A 19,453-nucleotide genomic window follows, 5' to 3' on the forward strand; every position below is an offset into this window, starting at 1 on the left:
AAAAAAGGTTTTAAGTTACTTGAAGATAGGAAAGGTTTCCATCTCTTTCAGAGAGAGGTTCCTTCCTGACTTTGTATTTCGATACATGGAAGCTCATCACCGTTTAGGACGTTTCCATCTCTTTCAGAGAGAGGTTCCTTCCTGACCAATCGATGTGATGAAGGGGCAGGATTTGATATTTGAAGATCGTTTCCATCTCTTTCAGAGAGAGGTTCCTTCCTGACAGGTGAAAGGCATGAGCAGGTGAACGAAAATGCTAAACACGGTTTCCATCTCTTTCAGAGAGAGGTTCCTTCCTGACAAAAGAATACGGGTCTTTGAAAATTGAATAGCCTTCGGGAAGTTTCCATCTCTTTCAGAGAGAGGTTCCTTCCTGACAAAGTAACAGTCAACATACGCTTAGCTTGATTACAGATCCGTTTCCATCTCTTTCAGAGAGAGGTTCCTTCCTGACTAACATTAGAAGTAGAAAGCTTTAAAGTGAAAGGAATGAGTTTCCATCTCTTTCAGAGAGAGGTTCCTTCCTGACCAAAAAAATAAAAAAAGGACGGTGTTAGGTATGAAAAGACGTTTCCATCTCTTTCAGAGAGAGGTTCCTTCCTGACGAAAAGATTGTACTTGGAAATTCAAGTTATTATTAACGGGTTTCCATCTCTTTCAGAGAGAGGTTCCTTCCTGACTTAATAAGAAAATTCAGGAATTACAGAAGTTAAAAGAATTAGTTTCCATCTCTTTCAGAGAGAGGTTCCTTCCTGACCTCACCAAGGTTAACAGTCAACACACCCTTGTGTTGATTGAGTTTCCATCTCTTTCAGAGAGAGGTTCCTTCCTGACAAAAAAAAGAGAGGAGAGTGGGAGTATATGAAAAGGGTTTCCATCTCTTTCAGAGAGAGGTTCCTTCCTGACGCAAGAGATTGCGGATTTTATTAAGTTCGCCCGTGCAATGTTTCCATCTCTTTCAGAGAGAGGTTCCTTCCTGACATGACAGCTTTGTTGTTAATCGTGCCAAAAAGAGTTGTGGAAGTTTCCATCTCTTTCAGAGAGAGGTTCCTTCCTGACATAACGATTGAAATTCAGGAAATGAAGGTAAAAGGCATTAGTTTCCATCTCTTTCAGAGAGAGGTTCCTTCCTGACGAATTATAGGCTACCATCAACAAAATAACCGTGCATGTGATGTTTCCATCTCTTTCAGAGAGAGGTTCCTTCCTGACACCGACCAAGGTAAAATCGAGGAGGTGATTAACAGAAAAATGTTTCCATCTCTTTCAGAGAGAGGTTCCTTCCTGACTGTGAGGTATGAAGAGGTTGTACTTGGAGATTATGGTAACAGTTTCCATCTCTTTCAGAGAGAGGTTCCTTCCTGACTTAAGAGTATGAAGAGACTATACCTCGAGGTGAAGGTACTTGTTTCCATCTCTTTCAGAGAGAGGTTCCTTCCTGACGTGCGATGATGCGCAGAGCATATTTTGTTGTTACTGACGCAGTTTCCATCTCTTTCAGAGAGAGGTTCCTTCCTGACAACACAACAGCGCGCATACATTGGCGCTGATTGATGATCCAGTTTCCATCTCTTTCAGAGAGAGGTTCCTTCCTGACTCTTGCCTTCCAGAATAGGCATAAATAGATGTAGTTTGGAATGCGATTTTCTCTACCTCCAAAGTTAGGCTGTCTGAATTTTGTTTTAAGTTAGCTAACAGTTGCAAATTTTCTTGAATCCATGCCGATTCCCTACCTGTTTTTGCACTTGTTCCTTAATACGTGCTGATGAATAAATGATTTGAGTTAGCTTTTCACTTTGAAATATGTTCGTAACAATAGGTAGAGAATTTTTTATATTATGTCTAATCACAAGCGGAGAAGCAAGAAGAATACGTATGAGAAAGAAGAAAATAAAATCACTTTGTGAAATGAAATACCTAAAATTCAACGGAGAAGCGCATGAATACAAGATTTTTCGACGATGTAGCTTGCAAAAATTATCAACTTGCCAATGACCGGACGTATAGTATTTATGCGGTTATTAGTGAGTATCGTGGTGCGAAATTTGTCTTTTGGTCTCCACGGTTTAGGGCGTTTTCATAAATAAAATATCGTATTCACCTCACATATTATAACATTATATTTTTTCTTTTGCAAATTAGTGCTTGCGCTTTTATATGTCGAATGTTTGTAGACAAATTAGCAAGCATCTCTATTGCTACGAGTTTATTATCTTATTGTCTTTATAAATCATTGAAATTCGCCTGCGTCGGTTCGGTAACAAGCAAATTTTTAGCGAGTTTGAGGGGGTTGTTGGTCTCAAGAGTTGTTTTGCATGGTCGCACTGGACTAGAAAAATAATACCCCCAAGTATGGCAAAAACCAACAACCAACAAGGAGGTGTTTTGCTTAGATTCGAAACTGATTTATCTCTTAACAATGGGGCACAACTATTTACTGACGTTCTGTTAACCACTGAAAACACGATTAGTGCTAATGATTGTATGAAAGTTATTCTTCCTTATTAAGAATTCTTGAATGTGTCAAATTCTTTTCGCCTAATAACCCAGATCATCCAAGATTTGACCTAGTTCTTGAGGAGTTAAGTCATGTAAGTCTTCATAATCAGTATAGTATGATACTATTTCGCGCCAAAAGTCCCAGTCATCATAATCGTCTTTATAATCGTGTTCCGGTGGCGTATAGTCGTTTCCTTTCTTGTAATTGTGGTGTTTGTGAAATCTTACTTGATTATCCTCTCCTATATGATCATTCCAATAAAAATGCCAACCGCAATCAAAACATACTTTTGCACTATCTGGGACATACTTCCCACATCTGGGACAACACTTATTGTAGAAAACCCAGCCGCAATTATCACAAACTTCGACATCATCCCTAAATTCTTCACCACATCTTGGACATTTCTTATATCCTACTGGCATTTTATCACACTCCTATGAAATATTCTCAGCATTATGGTACAATCGCGCAGTTACAGACGATATTTTGAAAAATGAAAGGTGCTTGACCGAGAAATTTGCCTTTACATCTTCTAACTATCTTTCATTAAACAACGTCCCCCTTCTTCCCGTGGTAGAGCCTTTGCTATCTAAGTGGTATATAAAATTCTCAAAACTTTCCGGATCTAACCTCGCATAAAACCCGTTGTTACTACTGAGTTTGTATCCAGGACGTGGGGCATGGATCGTTCCACAATTAGCACAAGCAAAGATTCTCGGAATCTTAGCACTACCTTCTTCGGTCACTATTTCTAAATCGTTTGGAAAAACCGTTTTGACCATATGATTTCCACACTCCGGGCAGAGATAAGATGAAATATAGAAGTTCAAAGTTAAAAATGACCATTCAACGTAAACACTTCCAATGGGTTTCCAAAGAGCAGTGACCTCAACGTACTGAAAATTGGACCTTCTAAAGATTATACTGTTCACTAAAATCCCCCCTCAAAATTTTCTTTAAGAGATACATGATGTTCAAATTGTATTCTATCGCACACACTTAATAAGCAGGAGAGGTTAGTTTCCATATCTTTAACAGAAATATTTCCTGACAAGGATGAAAACAAAATCCCTTGCAAGGGGACATTCGTTACTATCTTCCTCTGAGAGGAAGTCCTTCCTCACGCTATACAATAATTCCTATTGCTTTTTCCTCGTGAAATTCTTTAAGAAACCCTGCTGGATGTTTAAAACATCCAGCAGGGAAGATATTGTTTGTTAGTCTTTAAATCTTCCGTATCCGTAGTTTGTCTTTGCGCCTATCCCGTATAGTTTGAGCATTTTTCCGAATTCCAATTTTATCTTTTCTTTTTCTTCTTTTGTTAACTTACTATCGTTTTCAATTAATATTGTGAAGCGGTAGCTTGTATTCTCAACAGCTATGAATTGTACAGGAACAGGGTTGTACCAGTCGTTTGGTGGATTGTCTGTTTCCATGTAGTATGGTTGAAAGTGGTTGTTTACAATATCGACTGTGTATTTGACAGCAGTATCGGGTATTGCGTCAAGGAATATCAGTGTTCCTCTGATGTTTTCTCCTTTTGTTGTTAGGTCTGTTCCAAATAGCCTTTTGTAGGTTTCTTCGTCAAAGATTTTCTCTGATTGGACATAATTTGCAAATGTACCTTTGATGGATGTCGATGGAATGATTGGAATACCATAGTTTCTCGAAAAAGTCATTCCAACTTCTATTGGTGATGGCAAACCGCTTCCAACAAGGAGTTTTGTTTGAATAGTATAAACTTTGTCCAAAACTTTTGAAAATTTGCTCGAAACCTCATTACGTCTTTGTTTAAGTTGTTCAATAACTTCCTTTTCATTCTGCTGTTTTTGTAATATGTACAAAATATCTGATACAAGTCTGGCTTTGTTTTCTGAGGAGCTCAATACAAGAGATTGTTTATCTTTGTAGACAAGTTTATTCCAGTAAAGTCCTTTATTTGCTATGTTTCGGCTATTTTCCATCTTCTTCACCTCCGAGATATATGTCAGCATATCGTCTTAGCCATTTCACCCCCTCAAGTGCAGCATACTGAATTTTGAAGTATTGTGGGTTTTGAAGTGCTTCTGCGCGTTTAACTTTTTCCGAGAAGTTTTCTTCACCAGTTTGCAGTTTGATAACTCTATCAAGGTGTTTTACGACATCATCATGACCTTTAACTAATAGAAATAAAATTGTTCCGTAAAGTCCGTTTTGAATAATCATGCTTCCGAGTCCTTTGACAGTACTAAGGTATTTTTCTTTCTTTTTTGGGTCATTGCATTTATAAATCTCTTCTACGCAACTGACAACTTCTTGTACAAGTTTCTTCATTGTTCATTCACCACCTTCAGTGCAACTAAGCCTTTTCCAACCGTTTCTTTTCCTCCGATTGTGATAACTGCTCTGTCAATGGCTTTTTGCAATGTTTCAAGAATCTGGTCGTTGGGATTTTTGTTTGAGAATATTGTTTCTCTTGCTACAAAATACATTACCGTGTCTTGCGGTAAATACTCCTCATACCAAAGTGCTCCGCTTTTGACCGTGCCTGTTTGTTTGTCTATCGCTATTCTTGGAATAACTTCTGTCATCATCTGACAAATCGCCGAGAATCTGTTATCATCAACTATTACTATGTCAGTTTCCAGTTTCTTCTTGATGTAATCAACAGTCGCCACATTTCTGGTTATTATTTCGGCAATTTCCTTTACAACATCATCTTGTTTTGTTTTAAACTGAAAGTCTTCTAAGAGTATTTCTCCAGCTTCTTGTAAAACTATCGCTTCGTCTTCTGCTATTTTTAGAGTTTCTAATTTCTTGATAAGTTCTCTTTTGTTTTCTAATTCCTTTAAGAATCTTATTAGTGCTAAAGGAGATGTAACCCATACGAATAGCTTTTCAATATGCCTGACTGGAAATAGCAGGATTTTTGCTTCAGAGAAAGCTACTTTTCCCGGTTTTGTTTCATCACCTTGACTTTTAGTATTGTCACTCCCGAAAATCTCTTCTTCATTATCAAGCTTCAGGTTTGCTCTAAGGGCACCTTTTACTCCTTGAATGATAGGAAATGCTGTGGTTCTTTCTCTTTGAATTGGCAAATCAACAATTCCAACATCCATACCTTTACCTGCATGTAGTTGTGATTCAGCATACATCGTTACAATCAGTTTTCTCGCTACTTGATTTTCCATACCTTTCAACCTCCCTATGTTCAGATTTTCTTAGTTTCATATGGTATGTAAATACATTTTCCAAAACCGAATAGATTGAGCTTACTTTTATTTGATACGGAATCTCTTAATGATGGTTTATGGCTAAGATAGTAAACTGTTCCTGGACTTACCGCATGATGCAACGTTTTTGGTCTTCCGTTCATGTAGTCCCAACCCGATATACCCATTTTCCTTCCACCTGCAACGGTCAGTATCTCTGCGTTTCCAAATTTCAAATCTTTTGGAACAATTCCACCATCGTAAATTGCAGGAGTAATGAGCATTGCCGCAATGTTCTCGAAGTTAGGTTCATCGAATACGGTCGTTTCCAACTCTTCAACAAAGACTCTTGCCCAACGTTGTTTTGCACCAAGGAAAACACCGTCAAGTTTTTCTATCTCGTTTTTTGTTTCTTCACTATCTGTAAGCATGAAAAATCCACCGTTTTTGAATCTGTAAATTGATAGTGCGTAAAGCATACCTTCTTTTGTTTTCTTGTCATCATCAAGAGCTATTCCCAATTTTGTTTCGACAACGTAGTTTTCAGGATTTTCTAATTGAAACTCTTCGTTGTGCTGCAATTTTTCGAGCTCATTGAGTTCTATAAAAGATTTATCCGGAGCATCTACATCTTTTACTTCAGGAATCCAAGGTAGTCCTTTGAAGATATGTTCACCTACTCGTGTTTCATATTCAAGCAATTTCATCACTTTGTACTTTTTACTCTTAACATAGACATTTTTTGGTGCTGGAAAGTAGTGCTTTCTTTTTCCACTTTCTTCTGAGTATATGAACGGACCGAAGAGTTTGATTTTCCCAGGGCTGTTGTCATCTCCCAAAAGTTCTTGATATTTTCCTAAGTCTGGCTTTTTATGATAGCTAAGTTGTATGCCGTATAACTTCATTAAAGCTGTTCTTATAGCACCATAGAACGTTAGTGGAGATGGAAACGTTGATTTTGCGGCACTTCCTGCTCCGAATCTTCTTATTTCTCTAAAAGCTAACCAATCTTCAGGTTCGAAATAAATAGCATATAATTTCATCAGTTATCACCTCGCTTGTCACCGCGTTTTGTCAATCTAACGGTAAGGATTAAATCGAACGGTCTTCTCAATGAAACTTTATCATTTTTCAATAATATTTTGATGTAGTGTTTAAACTTTAGCGCAAGCTCTTTGAAATCTTCTGAATCTTTTTTGACAGCATCAGACCTTCTGAGCAAGTAATCTGCTATCTTTTCTATTATCACATCATTTTTTGAGTTCTTAACAATTGCAATATCATCTTCCGTCAGTTTGTAGAACGTCCTATGAGACATCTTGAGTGCTTCACTGAGTTCGTATATCTCCACAGTTTCTTTAATAACGTCCATTCCATCTATTTCCCATTTTGCTCCAACCTCTTCGATTTGTCCTGACCTTCTAACAACCGCTACGCTGAAAGCATTTCTTCCAAGTCTTTCCTTTGCTCTGTGTTCTTGCTGTCTTGCGAGCTCTATCATTGTCTTTAGTGGTACTTTGTGGTGTGCTATGGATATACCTGCGCTCATTGTTGCTCTGTCTCCCATCATCAACGCTATCGGTTCTCCGTTTTTGTACAGAAGCTCGTGTTCAAATTTGTATGTATCTCCATTAACATTTATCTCAATTCCTCCAATTCCAGAGTACATTTTCCTAATGTCGTTAGCGCATTGCAGTACTTTATCAGCTGGTAGTATAGCTAACACATCGTCTCCGCCTGCATACACAAGCATGCCGTTGTATTTCTCTTCGACAACGTAGCTCACGAGCGATGAGAATATACCGAGCATTCTTGAGATTGCTTTTTGGTAAGATGGTGTGAGCATTCTTTGCCTGTAAATTTCATGTCTCAGTTCTTCACTAATGCCTTGTTCACTTTCAAGGACTTCCTTTAATCTTTCGTGTGCAATCTTTTCGAATTCTGGCGCTTCATCTCCTGAAACTAATTTTCCCATCCTGTCTCCATCAAGCATTAAAACAGCAACATATCCATTTACCATTTTGCCTTCTTTCTTGTTTACTTCATTTTCTGCTGCCATTTCTTGTAAAGATTCGTATCTAATCTTTTCAATAAGTTTGTCTCTTAAGGTGTCCCGCAAGAATCTCTTAGTAGCGTTAAGTGTACCAAGGTAATCTTCTTTGTCTTGGTCTTTAACTTTAACACACGCTCTCACTATACCACCAAAATCATCAGGAATTCTCTGACCATCAATCATTGCATCACTTTCATACATCGGAAAATGGCTTATCGCTTTAATAGCGTTAAGTCTTGCTGTGAGAGTTTTGAAAGTGTGCCTGTAAAAACTGCCTGCGTTGACTTTGTATCCTCCAAGTTTTTCTATTTCTTGGACAAATGCTTCATAGTTCTCTATTTCTCTTATGAAATCTTCATCTTCAAACAGTGTCTCTATAGTTGTTTTAACTTGCTCAACTGTTTTTGGTAGTGGCATAAACGTTGCATTTACTGTCGGGAATATCTCCATTTGCTTCTTGTACTCTTGTTCATTTACTTCCATCGACTCTTTCTTTAAAATCCCCAGAGTTTTGTTAGATAGTTCTTCCCATTTTTCCTTAACTTTCTTGCTACATTCGTCTATAACCTTCTTAGCATCGGATATTGGTACAATTGCAAGGAATACATTTGGAATCGAAGCAACTTTTTCATTTGCAATAGGTTTCGTAAGCAATTTAACTCCGTGGCGTTCAAGCGTTTTGTAAACGAACTGATTGCCTCTGAGATATGGGTAGACGATACTATCAAAACCGTATGTAAGACCTATATACTCGATCGCCTGATAAGTTAGGTAAGAAAGAAGATAACTTCCAGCCCATAGGTCAACAGTTTTTCTTGCTTGAGCAATGACTTCCTGGACAGGTCCAATGGCGAACATAACGAGTGAAGCATCAATTTCGTTGTTAGAATTAACACATGAAGTCAATGCAGAAGCCATATCAAGATGGTCAACAATAGAGTGGTTCGGAATTCTGGTGTCAGCCGGCAACAGTCCTGAATATTCTAAAATGTATGCAAGTTCCCACCAAAGTGCATGGTATATTTTTTCGTATGAATCGTTTTCATCTTTTAGAGCTTTTAGTTTTCTCTTGATTTCATTTATTAATGATGGCAAGTTTTCTTTCTTCTTAGTGTAAAGTTCCTTGGTCTGTGGTATGACTTTCCCACTGATTGGATGATAAAATCCGGGCAAGTTGTCTATGGAAATTCTAATCTGCTTACCATATCTTTCATGTGGCAATGGAATTCTGTCAAACGCACTTGAGACAATATCTTCCTCGCCTCTTAGCATTTCAACACCAACCAAATCACAAAACTCTTTCGAAAGATTCTCGTGTCCTTTTATATCGAATGCCTTAATTAAAGGATCGTGCAGCAAAACGGATAATTTATCCTTCCAAATCTTATTTTCCATTCACATCACCTCTCTCGTTTTTTAAGTTTTTCTTAAGTAAGCTTTCAACATTGTTCCAGTTAATATTTATATGTCCGTTGACTTTCGAATTGTCCGATTTTAAAGTGTATCTTATCGTACTGTCAGCTTGTTCTACGAACTCATCTGATAGATGGCTTTTCAGAATCAAACAGTAAGCAGCATATTCTTGCCCTGTTTTAACAAATATTATCCTTAGCGGGGATGTCTTTCTGCCATTTTCCGTTTTGTCGCTGAGTTTGACAATTGAATAAAACGTGACTTTATCAACAGAACCCTTGACTTTCAGCCTACTATATTGAATTGGCAAACCAAGAAATGCGGACCTTACTTCAACATCAACTGAGTCTTTACCGTTAAGCCCTTTTATAATTTCCTCAACTGAATCTTTTGATATAAAATTGTTTTCTGGTGATACGTTCTTGTTCTCGCGGTTTTGTACAACTTCCTGATAGTACCTCAATCTTCTTTTCAATGCCCTGTACCAGCCGAGTTTTTCTGGATCCTGCGAAGCACGGTAAAGGTTTCTTATAAGATTAAGTGGGTCTCTATCTGGTTTGACTTCTTCTTTATCAAAAACTATATAAGCATTGTTGGTGAAGTTAGGAAATTCCAAAAGAGTAATATTTTGCTCATCTTTAACCGATTTTTCGAAACCTAAGAACTTAGAAACATTTTTTGCATCCAGAAGTTTGACAGTTTGAATTCTCACTTCTTTAAGTACTTTATCAATTTTTTCTTGGAGGGGTTCATTAGGATCTAAGACCTTTTCAAACTTTATACCCAACGCTTTATCGTTTTCATCAAAAACATCGACTATCTCAAATTGCCCAAATCCTTTTGTTGTCTTGGCTCCAAAGCCACCGACCAAACTTGTCAATTTCAACAGTGCGAAGATTACATCAAATACTTCCTGACTTTCTGCGGTGATATAAATTTCAAACTTGCTACCAGCTCTAAGCCATTTTGCAGAACGCTCAACTTTATCATCAGGAATTTTTACGGTCCCGTATACACTGTATGCAAGGCTATAATCAGTTCTCGTCCTTTTACTTCTATTGTCGTAATACTCTACAATGTTTATGATTGGTTCTAAATCTCTTTCTTCAAACTCAACCCACATTCCGAAAGGAGCTCTTTTGTTCTGGCTTCCAAATATTTGTTCCTCAAGAAATTTCAATCCTTTGTATTTTTCGTTTTCAAATCTCTTGCGCAGTTCTTCTATCTGCTTTTCTAACTTCTTCTTAGCTTCTGGGTCCATTCCTGTTGTATCTTTTGGAAAGCTAAGCTCGTAGATATTTATAACCCTCGGAGCAACTGCCCTAAACCAATAGTGCAGAACACCCTTTATCGACTGTCCTGTCAAACCAAAATCGTACGTTTTTCCTTCTTTGTTCGGACCTTTTGAGATAATAGGAGTTACTGCCTTACATACAACTTTGCGATATATCATATAATCACTCCTTTCAATGATTTGTTCTATTTTAGCATTAAAAAGTAACTTTTTCTTTACAAAAAAAAGAAAATAACGCCCCGATGTGACATGGGGCGCGAAGAACAGAAGAAGAGAAATGTTTGAAAATATATTAATGGAAGCATATTAACCTATCCAAAAATCTCGTCTACGTTCACTTCCTGGTTGCTCCCAACTGCTTGATTGTTGATTCTTGTAGTCTGGTTTGAAGCTACTATCAGGTATTTTTGTGATATTTTACCGGTCCTTATAAGCTCTTCTAACATATTTTCGTACATCTCCTTTAAATTGTAATCACCGATTTCGTCCGCTTTCTTAATTATTTCATTTATCAAATCTTTTGCAGTTTTTCCATCACCTACTTTCAGCTTTTCATTCATTAACATATCAAGTTTATTTATCTGGCATTTAATGTAGCTCTCGTAAACTGATGCGTATTCTGAATATGTCTTTTCTATGTCTCCTGTTAGCTCAACTATCAAGTCCTTCTTATCGCTTATGCGTTCTCCTGTTGCTGTTAATTCATATTCCAGAGTTACTTCTCCAGCTTTGAAAGGTCCTTGATACTCTGTGACTGGTTTTGGTATTGCTACTTCGAATAGATACTCGTACACTTTTCCTAACTCAACATCGCCAAGGTCTACTTCGAGCAATCTGTCTTTGCCAAGTTCAAGTTTTCCCATGTACGTTGTTTCAGGAAGTGCTCTGTAGAAATCTTTAACCCTTACTCTTTCTGAGAACTTGAATTTAGCGGTAACGTTCTTAACTATTGTATTCTTAGCGGACTGGAATACTTCTTCAAATATTTTAACAGCATCATCGAGTGATTTCATGTGGTAAGTTGTTCCTCTTGTCTTCTGAGCAAGCTTTTCGATGTAGACGTAGTTAAAATCATTTCCGACACCAAGTGCGTTTATTGTAATCTTCTTTTCTGCAATGTCTGATGCTTCTCTTAATCCGTCCTCTTCTGTGTCTTCGGTTGGTAACCCGTCTGTCAAGAATATGATTCTTTTGATTGTACCTTTTCCTAAATGGAGTATCTCTTTTCCTCTTCTAAGACCGAGTGTAATATTAGTTGCACCCGAATAGTTTCTTGCCGTATCGATCAACCTCTCGTACTCATCTCTCCTGATGTTCGTTCCCTTGTCTAAAATCGTATGTACTTTGTCGCTGTAGAAGACTATACTTATCGTATCACTTGGACCTATGAAGTCATAAACTTTCTTTGCTGCCTGTATTGCTGCGTCGATTTTCTTTTGGGTGCTGCCAGATGTGAATGGTTCTTGCATGGAACCTGACACATCTAATACGATACAGAAATCAACACTTTTTGTGCCCGCATCACTTGAAGTGAATTTTTCCGATGGCTTGAATTGAACTTGCAGTATGTTTTCGACATCGTCCCTAACCTTAGAATATATGTACGGCTTGTGAAACCTCGATTCAAATACTAACTTCTTTTCCATAATTTAACACCTCCTAATTTTAGTGTTATTTGTTCCGTTTATACATATGACATTTAAACATGAATCTTTCAAAAAGCTTTTATTTATGAATTTCTAACCAACACACCGATTTTGTTACCAAGTATTATTCTGTCGCCGTCGTAGAGCGGTATAGGTAAATCCTTTGGAATAACTTTTCCGTTAACTCTTACTGGCGATTTGTCGCTGACATTCACAAGATAATATTTACCTTCGTACTTGACTATCTTTACGTGTTTTCGACTTGTAGTTTTTTCCTGGTCAAAATCTTTAAGGCTTATATCTGTCTCAAATTTCTCCAACCCACGTCCGATTATTATTTCATCAAGGCTGAACGTTCTTTCGATAAGCACTTTCTTATTCTTGTAAATTGATATATCAATTGAATCCTTTATTTGCTCACCGAAATTGACATTACCTATTGGAACATTCGTCGAACTACTTAAGGCATCATCTTGTGTTTCGTGTTGAACTCCAGATTCCTCTATCATGTTTTGGAGCTTCGCACCATTGATTTGTGCCGTATTCTGCAATTCATTATCATCTTGTATCGAGAAATCATCCGGAAAAGGATTAAAATCTTCATTAAACTCAACAACATCCTTAAGAGAAAAGCCTGGTACCTTTACGGATGCAAAAACTATCGTCTCTTCCTCAACTTCTTCATCTAATGGTTCTAATGATTCCTCTACAAGTTCCGGGACGAATTCCGAATCAATTTCTTTTTCAGTCTCAATTTCTTCAATCTCACTCTCGAATTCCTCATCAAATTCTGGGATAGAGTTTAGTTGTTCAAGTACATCGTTATCTTCATTATCAGTAGCCATTGTTGAAATATCGGTTCGCTCTTGTTCTTGCTGAGCGTGTGACGTATCTTGACTATCATCCAGCTTGTCATAAAGATCAAGTTGCTCATACATAAAGTCATTAGCCTCGTCTTTTTGTTCGTTATCGATATCAACGATAGGACCACCGCAATCGCAGAAATCTAAAGTTAAATCCGTGTACTCTTTACCACAATTAAGACACTTTCTCATTTTTATCACCCTCCTCTTCGGATTCTATTTTCGTAAACTCAGGTTTTATAACGCACAAAGTTATGTTATCACCCGCTTGTTTGTTAAGTTCGTCCAGAACGTCCTCAACCGTTTCTTTCAGCATATTTGTCTTGTTGTATTTATCAATGAATAGTGAATGGAAGTACTTTTCCTTATCGTTCTCCGTATTTCCGAGTGAGAAGTCTATTACACCATCTGACATGACCATAATGAACTCATCAGGCATCAACGTGCTGTGCAAGAATTCGCAACTTGGTTTCACCGGCTTAATTTCATTGTTTTGAATCGTTGCCATTCCTAAAGCTTGTGTAAGGCTATTTAACATAGGGTCACTTTCATCGAATCTCTGCCCACTTAGTAATTTCTCTAATCTCAAATTGTGTTCTATGTTTACCTTTTTTGCTGATTGTTCGTTTAGCACGTAGCAGGGTGAATCTCCAACAGAGCACATGTAAAACTCATTTTTCACCATTAGTACACCTGTAAACGTAGTTGCCATCATAACTGAGGTATCAGTTATTTCAATTTCCATTTTCTCAGCTTGGTTAAGTGCTTCAGCCACTATGTTTTTGTTAGCTTCGTTGACGAATTCTTCGAAAAACTTCTTTACTTCCTTTTCTGTAACTTTGCCGTTTTCCTCGTATTTGGCTTCGAACTCTTCATATTTACGCTTGAGAATCTCTGCTGCGAGGCGGGATGCTATGTTTCCGTTTCCGACTGCAGAACTGGATATACCGTCAAACACCGCGACAATTGCCATTTCTCCACTTTTTTTTTCGAAATATGCATCTTGATTAACCGAAGAAGTTTCCTTAAAATCATCCTCAGGCTTTAACTTTCCTTTGCCTATCTTAGAATATGAAGCTAATCTGTAGCCGCGAAAATTGGAACCATCAAAGCCTTCGGCTCTTTTTTTTGTAAGCTGTATTGCTTCCTTGTACTTTTCCGAACACTCTGCGAATGTATACTTATTGTTGTAGGATTTATTAAACCAGTGGTTCAAGTCAAACTTACCTTGCATAAGAAGAGTATTCCTTACGTATTCAGCCCTATTTCTAAAATCGATCTCGTTTTCTGAGAACCGCATTAAGAATAATCTTGAAAATAGATCTGCTAAGAGCCTGGAGTTCTTGCTTTCTAACGACATGTTTGACGGAGAAATGAATATTGGTAAATCCAAATTTGTCTCGGCTCGCTTGCCTTCCACAAAAAGTGGATAATAAAGATAGAGTAAAGGTTCAAGGTCATCGTCGAGGAATATAGAATTCGGAGCTAAGCAGTAGAATTTGAACAAATCCTTTTCCACGTTACTGAGAAGTTCAAGAACCTTTCCAAACAGCTCAAAGAACACTTCATCGGAAATCGTCTTGTCTTTTGCTAAATCGACGAGACTTCTTTGATTACATTCTTTGATAAAGTACGCATAACCATCCTTGATAACTATCGGTAGCCGGACTCTGTTGTTCTCAACATCATTAGGTATCAAATCAAGACGATAGTTGGACTTAACTTCAAACCTCAGCACTGTCACCTCTTCGGGAATACTAATACCTATACCTGCCATAATATCACTCCTTTCGTACATATTATGATGTACTTTCCCATCCACGATTACATTTGACATTTACTTGTGTATCGTTCAATTTCTCAATGTTTAGGAGCTATTTTTATAATTTTGTCGGTTATTCCTGACATAGTTTTCAATTGTGGATAGAGTAACAAACGGATTGTTTCTCTTACGATATCTACGTACTGCTTTGGAACGGAATAATCTACTTTTTTCAGCAGTTCTTTAACATCCTCTGCATCTTCCAAATCCTTTGTGGTTAGACCTGTGAGTACATAAAATAAAAGCTCGCCAATTTGGCGAGCAAACAGTTTTGTTACATTGATAGTAGCGTTCTTATTCATTTGATAGACCCTGGCCAAAGTGGGATGTGAAATTGGAGGGATGAGTTAACAAATAAAAAAAGAGAGTTAACAAAAAGGGGGAACCGTGCCAAAATTGTACCGAACACCAATCAATACGAAAGGAGGCACAGTTCCCCGTGATCAAAGTTATTATACCAGAAAAATCATTAGAAGCTATTGCGAAAATTGTCTTTAAGAGGTCAAGGAGGATGTTTACGAGGAAATATTCGGATTTAGACATATTAAGAGTCATCATTGCAATGTGTTTGACGAAATGTCAGTATGTGAGGGAGTTCTACGATGAAGTCAAGAGAGGGAATATCTATTATCCATACAAGTTACCAACTCGGCAGACGTTAACGTATCGGATGAAATATATAGACAAAGCGAAGATATCAGGAATAATGAAGAAGGTAGCAGGGAGCATACTTGCGATAGATTCGAGCGAGTTGAGAAATAAGAAAGAGAGATTGCATGCGTTGTACAACAGCAAAGAGAAAGTAGTAGTGGACTTCGAGGTAAGTGAGAGGCGAGAATGGGACGTAGGGATAGAAATGACGAAAGGGTGCAAAGGTAGTTTAATAATAGGAGACAGGGGATATCACGTTAAAAAGTTCAGGGCAGAAGGGGAAGGAGAAAAGATAATCAGGCCGAGGGGAAAAGCTGGTGAAGAATTCATGAAAAGTGAGCTGATGAGGGCGATATACAGGAAGAGGTGGGAGATAGAGTACTATTTTGAAAGGTTGAAACTGGGATTAGTGATAGAGAAGATAAACAAAGCGACGTTGTTTACGAAGTTAACGATAAGGTTAATTGGGCAGGAGTTAACATACTTGATAGGGATGCTGAAGAAACAACCGAAGCTATACACAGTTCTGTTCACTTAGATTTTACATTGGCCAGGGTGTAAAGAAATTCAACATCAATTTAAGGAGGGAACAAGGATGGCAAAAAAGACGATTATGGTAATTGACGACCAACCCGAGATACTCGAACTGGTCAGCTTTACTCTTCAAAAAGAAGGATACGAAGTCGTACCCGTTGAAGACGCGGAAAAAGCACTCCAAGAGCTTAAAGAAAAAGACGTGGACATGTTCATCGTAGACATCATGCTCCCAAATATGGATGGTTTTGAATTTGTAAGAAACATCCGCGCAAGCGACAAGCACAAACTTACTCCCGTAATATTCCTCAGCGCAAAGGGAGAAGAATTTGACAAAGTGCTCGGATTAGAACTCGGAGCTGACGACTACATCGTCAAGCCGTTCAGCATAAGGGAACTCCTCGCAAGAATAAGGGCAGTATTCAGAAGAATACAGCTCGGAACAGTTGTCAAAGAAGAAAAACCGAAGAAGATAGTTGCAAAAGACTTGGAAATCGATATCGACAAGTACGAAGTTCGCGTCAAGGGCAAGAAAGTATCTCTCACGCCGCTTGAATTCGACCTTCTAAGGTTCCTCGCCGAAAACGAAGGTAAAGTCTTCTCAAGAGACGTTCTGCTTGACAAACTCTGGGGTTACGACTACTTTGGTGACACAAGGACTGTAGACGTGCACATCAGAAGGCTCAGAACGAAGATAGAAGATGACCCATCAAATCCAAGATACGTTGTCACGGTTAGAGGAAAAGGTTACAAATTCAGAGACCCAGGAAAGGAAGAATAATTTATAGATGGCACTTTTAATTGCGTCTATACTACTTGCACTTGTTTTCTTAGTGCTGTTTATTAACGAGCAGCGTAAGAAAAGAGTATATTCCAAATACTTCGACAAGATAGCGATAAGTATAGGAGAGGAGGCTGGCACTCCTCCCCTATATATCTATGAGCGATTAAGGAAGCGCCTCGAAGAGCTCGAGAAAAAGATAGCCGACAGCGAGCGCGAGAGGAAAAATGTCTTTACGATACTCAACAACATAACAGACCCAATAATCATCGCTCGTGGTGATGGAACGATAACATTTGCAAACATAGCCGGTAGAGACATCACGCGCCCCGGCGTTGAGGGAAGGAAAGTCTTCGAAATCATAGAGAATTATGTCCTTCTCGAGATGTTTGAAAAGGCTCTCCAAACTGGCGAGCTGCAGAGCGGTGACGTTGCGCTGAACGTCGATGCTGAGACACGTCATTACGATGCAAAAATCGTCCCGATTAAGTTCGACGAAGAAAGCGAGCGATACATCATCGTCTTGCACGACACAACGAAAGAAAAACAACTCGACAAGCTTAGACGAGAATTCATCTCCAATGTATCGCACGAACTGAGAACGCCGCTTACATCAATTCACGGTTATGCTGAAGCGTTGCTCGACGACGACCTCTCAAACAAAGAGCTTGTTAGAAAGTTTCTTGCTGTTATCGAGAGCGAATCTGCAAGGATGACAAGACTCATAAACGACCTACTCGACCTTGAAAAACTTGAATCCGGCGATGCGAAGTTCATATTCGGTCCTGTTGAAATGTGTCACGTCATGGACAGAGTTTACAACATCTTAGAACCTCTCGCAGAGGACTATGGCGTAGAGCTTCAAATAGAGTGCGACGAGCCAAAGACTGTCTACGGTGACCTCGACAGGCTTGTGCAACTTGCTCTCAACCTTGTCGACAACGCTGTTAAATACACGTCTATAAAAGAGGCAGGCGAGAAGAAGGTCGTTGCAAGATGTTATGAAAAAGAAAACATGATAATCTTCGAAGTAAAAGACACAGGTCCGGGCATACCTGAAGATGCGCAGCGAAGGCTCTTCGAAAGGTTCTACAGAGTTGACAAAGCGCGCAGCAGAAAGGTAGGCGGAACTGGTCTCGGGTTGTCGATTGTAAAGATGATTGCAGAAAAACACAATGCAAAGGTGACATTTGAAAGTAAAGTTGGGGAAGGTACCACGTTTAGGGTAATATTCAATAAGTACACGGAAGACCTCAAAGAGCAATCAGAAAAATCAAATGAAGCTCTTCAGAATAACAGAAAGTAGATAAAATCTTGGAGGTATCAAAATGAGAGCTTACGATATAATCCTCAAAAAAAGAAATGGCGGAAAACTCACGAAAGAAGAAATTGAGTTTATGGTAAACGGCTATGTCAAAGGTGAAATTCCTGATTATCAGATGTCCGCGTTCCTCATGGCTATCTATTTCAGGCACATGGACACAGAGGAAAGGGCAATCTTCACAGAAGTCATGGCGAATTCTGGAGACAAAGTTGACCTCTCATCTATCCCTGGCATAAAGATAGACAAGCACTCGACAGGCGGTGTTGGAGATAAGACAACGCTCGTCGTTGGACCAATTGTCGCATCTCTCGGCGTACCGGTTGCAAAGATGTCAGGGCGTGCACTTGGGCACACTGGCGGTACGATAGACAAGCTCGAATCGATACCGGGATTTCGCACATCGCTAACAGAAGAAGAATTTTTCGAAAACGTCAGGAAAATAGGCATTGCTGTTGTAGGACAAACTGCGAACTTGGTTCCAGCGGACAAGAAGATATACGCTCTCAGAGACGCAACAGCAACAGTTGACGAAGTCTCGCTCATCGCTGCGAGCATCATGAGCAAAAAACTCGCAGGCGGTGCAGATGGCTACGTGCTCGATGTCAAAGTTGGAAGCGGTGCATTCATGAAAACCATCGAACAGGCAACAGAGCTTGCCGAAGCGATGGTCGGCATAGCCAAATCGCACGGCAAAAAGGCAGTCGCTGTTCTCACCAACATGGATGTGCCACTTGGAAAGATGGTCGGAAATTCACTCGAAGTCCTTGAAGCGATTGAAACATTGAAAGGCAACGGACCAGAAGATTTCACCCAGCTGTGCATCACGCTCTCTGCGTGGATGTGCCACCTTGCAGAAAAAGGCACTTACGAAGAGTGCGTACAACTTGCAAAGAATGCACTTGAAAGCGGAAAAGCATTTGAAAAGTTCAGAGAATTCGTAAAATACCAGGGCGGAAATCCTGAAGTTGTCGACAAACCAAAAGAGATACTCCCGATGACAGACAAAATAGTCGAATTCACCGCGCCTGAAGATGGATACATCACAGCGATAGATACTGAAAAAATAGGCATTGCATCGAACTACCTTGGTGCTGGAAGGAAGACGAAGGAAGACACGATAGACTACAGTGTCGGAATAGAAATCATCAAGAAACTTGGCGATTACGTCAAGAAAGGCGAACCGATTGCAAAGATGTACGTATCAGAAAAAAGCGACACAGAAACCGCGAGAAAATTGCTCTTAGAAAGCTACAAATTCAGCCCAGAAAAGCCTGAACACAAGCCGATAATCCTCGGTATTGTGAAATAACAACAATTTACGAGAAAAAACGAGGGCACAACCTAAGCATGTGCCCTCTTATTTTTTCAGTTGTATAAC

Annotated in this window: 16 protein-coding genes and 1 CRISPR repeat array (1 of these 17 cut by a window edge); of the genes, 4 read left to right on the plus strand and 12 right to left on the minus strand. The window is 38.9% G+C overall.

From position 1 onward, the window contains the following. A CRISPR array of direct repeats spans positions 1-1,597; the repeat unit is 36 nt; unit sequence GTTTCCATCTCTTTCAGAGAGAGGTTCCTTCCTGAC; it begins 3,713 nt to the left of the window's first position. A gap of 941 nt (positions 1,598-2,538) precedes the next feature. From IB67_RS01270 to IB67_RS01325, 12 genes are all read right to left on the minus strand, one after another. Further along, on the minus strand, positions 2,539-2,925 hold the full coding sequence (locus IB67_RS01270) for a double zinc ribbon domain-containing protein (protein WP_072761069.1): 387 nt from the start codon (positions 2,923-2,925) through the stop codon (positions 2,539-2,541). A gap of 114 nt (positions 2,926-3,039) precedes the next feature. Beyond that, positions 3,040-3,435: a hypothetical protein gene (locus tag IB67_RS01275; RefSeq protein WP_072761067.1), complete on the minus strand. Its 396-nt coding sequence runs from the start codon at positions 3,433-3,435 to the stop codon at positions 3,040-3,042. Positions 3,436-3,720: 285 nt separating this feature from the next. Continuing rightward, entirely contained in the window at positions 3,721-4,467 is a 747-nt protein-coding gene (gene cmr6, locus IB67_RS01280) for a type III-B CRISPR module RAMP protein Cmr6 (protein WP_178137770.1), read from the minus strand. Next, positions 4,457-4,816: a type III-B CRISPR module-associated protein Cmr5 gene (gene cmr5 / locus IB67_RS01285; protein WP_072761063.1), complete on the minus strand. Its 360-nt coding sequence runs from the start codon at positions 4,814-4,816 to the stop codon at positions 4,457-4,459. Before cmr5 ends, cmr6 begins: the two co-directional genes overlap by 11 nt. Then, positions 4,813-5,673, minus strand: a complete 861-nt coding sequence (gene cmr4, locus IB67_RS01290) for a type III-B CRISPR module RAMP protein Cmr4 (RefSeq protein WP_072761061.1) — start codon at positions 5,671-5,673, stop codon at positions 4,813-4,815. Before cmr4 ends, cmr5 begins: the two co-directional genes overlap by 4 nt. A 20-nt stretch (positions 5,674-5,693) precedes the next feature. Beyond that, a complete protein-coding gene (gene cmr3 / locus IB67_RS01295; protein ID WP_072761059.1) occupies positions 5,694-6,737 on the minus strand; it encodes a type III-B CRISPR module-associated protein Cmr3 in 1,044 nt (347 codons plus the stop codon). Further along, on the minus strand, positions 6,737-9,142 hold the full coding sequence (cas10, locus tag IB67_RS01300) for a type III-B CRISPR-associated protein Cas10/Cmr2 (protein WP_498875353.1): 2,406 nt from the start codon (positions 9,140-9,142) through the stop codon (positions 6,737-6,739). Before cas10 ends, cmr3 begins: the two co-directional genes overlap by 1 nt. Next, positions 9,132-10,613: a type III-B CRISPR module RAMP protein Cmr1 gene (cmr1, locus tag IB67_RS01305; protein WP_072761055.1), complete on the minus strand. Its 1,482-nt coding sequence runs from the start codon at positions 10,611-10,613 to the stop codon at positions 9,132-9,134. The genes cas10 and cmr1 overlap by 11 nt, the downstream gene beginning before the upstream one ends. Positions 10,614-10,765: 152 nt before the next feature. After that, positions 10,766-12,100: a vWA domain-containing protein gene (locus IB67_RS01310; RefSeq protein ID WP_339747761.1), complete on the minus strand. Its 1,335-nt coding sequence runs from the start codon at positions 12,098-12,100 to the stop codon at positions 10,766-10,768. Positions 12,101-12,183: 83 nt separating this feature from the next. After that, entirely contained in the window at positions 12,184-13,155 is a 972-nt protein-coding gene (locus tag IB67_RS01315; RefSeq protein WP_072761051.1) for an FHA domain-containing protein, read from the minus strand. Beyond that, positions 13,139-14,740, minus strand: coding sequence for a PP2C family protein-serine/threonine phosphatase (locus tag IB67_RS01320; protein ID WP_072761049.1), 1,602 nt, complete (start codon positions 14,738-14,740; stop codon positions 13,139-13,141). Before IB67_RS01320 ends, IB67_RS01315 begins: the two co-directional genes overlap by 17 nt. 83 nt (positions 14,741-14,823) lie before the next feature. Beyond that, positions 14,824-15,087 carry a hypothetical protein gene (locus IB67_RS01325; RefSeq protein ID WP_498875354.1) on the minus strand — a complete coding sequence of 88 codons (264 nt, stop codon included), beginning with the start codon at positions 15,085-15,087 and terminating at the stop codon, positions 14,824-14,826. 137 nt (positions 15,088-15,224) lie between these two features. Between IB67_RS01325 and IB67_RS01330 the strand changes: the two genes are divergently transcribed. The 4 genes from IB67_RS01330 to IB67_RS01345 are packed head-to-tail and all read left to right on the plus strand — an operon-like array spanning position 15,225 to position 19,384. Continuing rightward, positions 15,225-15,974: a transposase gene (locus tag IB67_RS01330; RefSeq protein ID WP_498875164.1), complete on the plus strand. Its 750-nt coding sequence runs from the start codon at positions 15,225-15,227 to the stop codon at positions 15,972-15,974. Positions 15,975-16,031: 57 nt separating this feature from the next. Beyond that, on the plus strand, positions 16,032-16,751 hold the full coding sequence (locus IB67_RS01335) for a winged helix-turn-helix domain-containing protein (RefSeq protein WP_072757311.1): 720 nt from the start codon (positions 16,032-16,034) through the stop codon (positions 16,749-16,751). 7 nt (positions 16,752-16,758) lie between these two features. Continuing rightward, positions 16,759-18,057: a sensor histidine kinase gene (locus IB67_RS01340; RefSeq protein WP_072757309.1), complete on the plus strand. Its 1,299-nt coding sequence runs from the start codon at positions 16,759-16,761 to the stop codon at positions 18,055-18,057. A 22-nt stretch (positions 18,058-18,079) separates the two neighbouring features. Continuing rightward, positions 18,080-19,384 carry a pyrimidine-nucleoside phosphorylase gene (locus IB67_RS01345; RefSeq protein WP_072757307.1) on the plus strand — a complete coding sequence of 435 codons (1,305 nt, stop codon included), beginning with the start codon at positions 18,080-18,082 and terminating at the stop codon, positions 19,382-19,384. Positions 19,385-19,453: the final 69 nt, after the last annotated feature.

Source organism: Fervidobacterium riparium, assembly GCF_025370035.1.
GTDB lineage: Bacteria > Thermotogota > Thermotogae > Thermotogales > Fervidobacteriaceae > Fervidobacterium > Fervidobacterium gondwanense.

Excerpts from the sequence above, each read along its gene's own strand:
- IB67_RS01325 (WP_498875354.1), bottom strand. The coding sequence starts at position 15,087 with ATGAATAAGAACGCTACTATCAATGTAACAAAACTGTTTGCTCGCCAA.
- cmr6 (WP_178137770.1), bottom strand. The coding sequence starts at position 4,467 with ATGGAAAATAGCCGAAACATAGCAAATAAAGGACTTTACTGGAATAAA.
- IB67_RS01340 (WP_072757309.1), top strand. The coding sequence starts at position 16,759 with ATGGCACTTTTAATTGCGTCTATACTACTTGCACTTGTTTTCTTAGTG.
- cmr1 (WP_072761055.1), bottom strand. The coding sequence starts at position 10,613 with ATGATATATCGCAAAGTTGTATGTAAGGCAGTAACTCCTATTATCTCA.
- IB67_RS01310 (WP_339747761.1), bottom strand. The coding sequence starts at position 12,100 with ATGGAAAAGAAGTTAGTATTTGAATCGAGGTTTCACAAGCCGTACATA.
- IB67_RS01315 (WP_072761051.1), bottom strand. The coding sequence starts at position 13,155 with ATGAGAAAGTGTCTTAATTGTGGTAAAGAGTACACGGATTTAACTTTA.
- IB67_RS01335 (WP_072757311.1), top strand. The coding sequence starts at position 16,032 with ATGGCAAAAAAGACGATTATGGTAATTGACGACCAACCCGAGATACTC.
- cmr5 (WP_072761063.1), bottom strand. The coding sequence starts at position 4,816 with ATGAAGAAACTTGTACAAGAAGTTGTCAGTTGCGTAGAAGAGATTTAT.
- IB67_RS01270 (WP_072761069.1), bottom strand. The coding sequence starts at position 2,925 with ATGCCAGTAGGATATAAGAAATGTCCAAGATGTGGTGAAGAATTTAGG.
- cmr3 (WP_072761059.1), bottom strand. The coding sequence starts at position 6,737 with ATGAAATTATATGCTATTTATTTCGAACCTGAAGATTGGTTAGCTTTT.
- cas10 (WP_498875353.1), bottom strand. The coding sequence starts at position 9,142 with ATGGAAAATAAGATTTGGAAGGATAAATTATCCGTTTTGCTGCACGAT.
- IB67_RS01345 (WP_072757307.1), top strand. The coding sequence starts at position 18,080 with ATGAGAGCTTACGATATAATCCTCAAAAAAAGAAATGGCGGAAAACTC.
- cmr4 (WP_072761061.1), bottom strand. The coding sequence starts at position 5,673 with ATGGAAAATCAAGTAGCGAGAAAACTGATTGTAACGATGTATGCTGAA.
- IB67_RS01320 (WP_072761049.1), bottom strand. The coding sequence starts at position 14,740 with ATGGCAGGTATAGGTATTAGTATTCCCGAAGAGGTGACAGTGCTGAGG.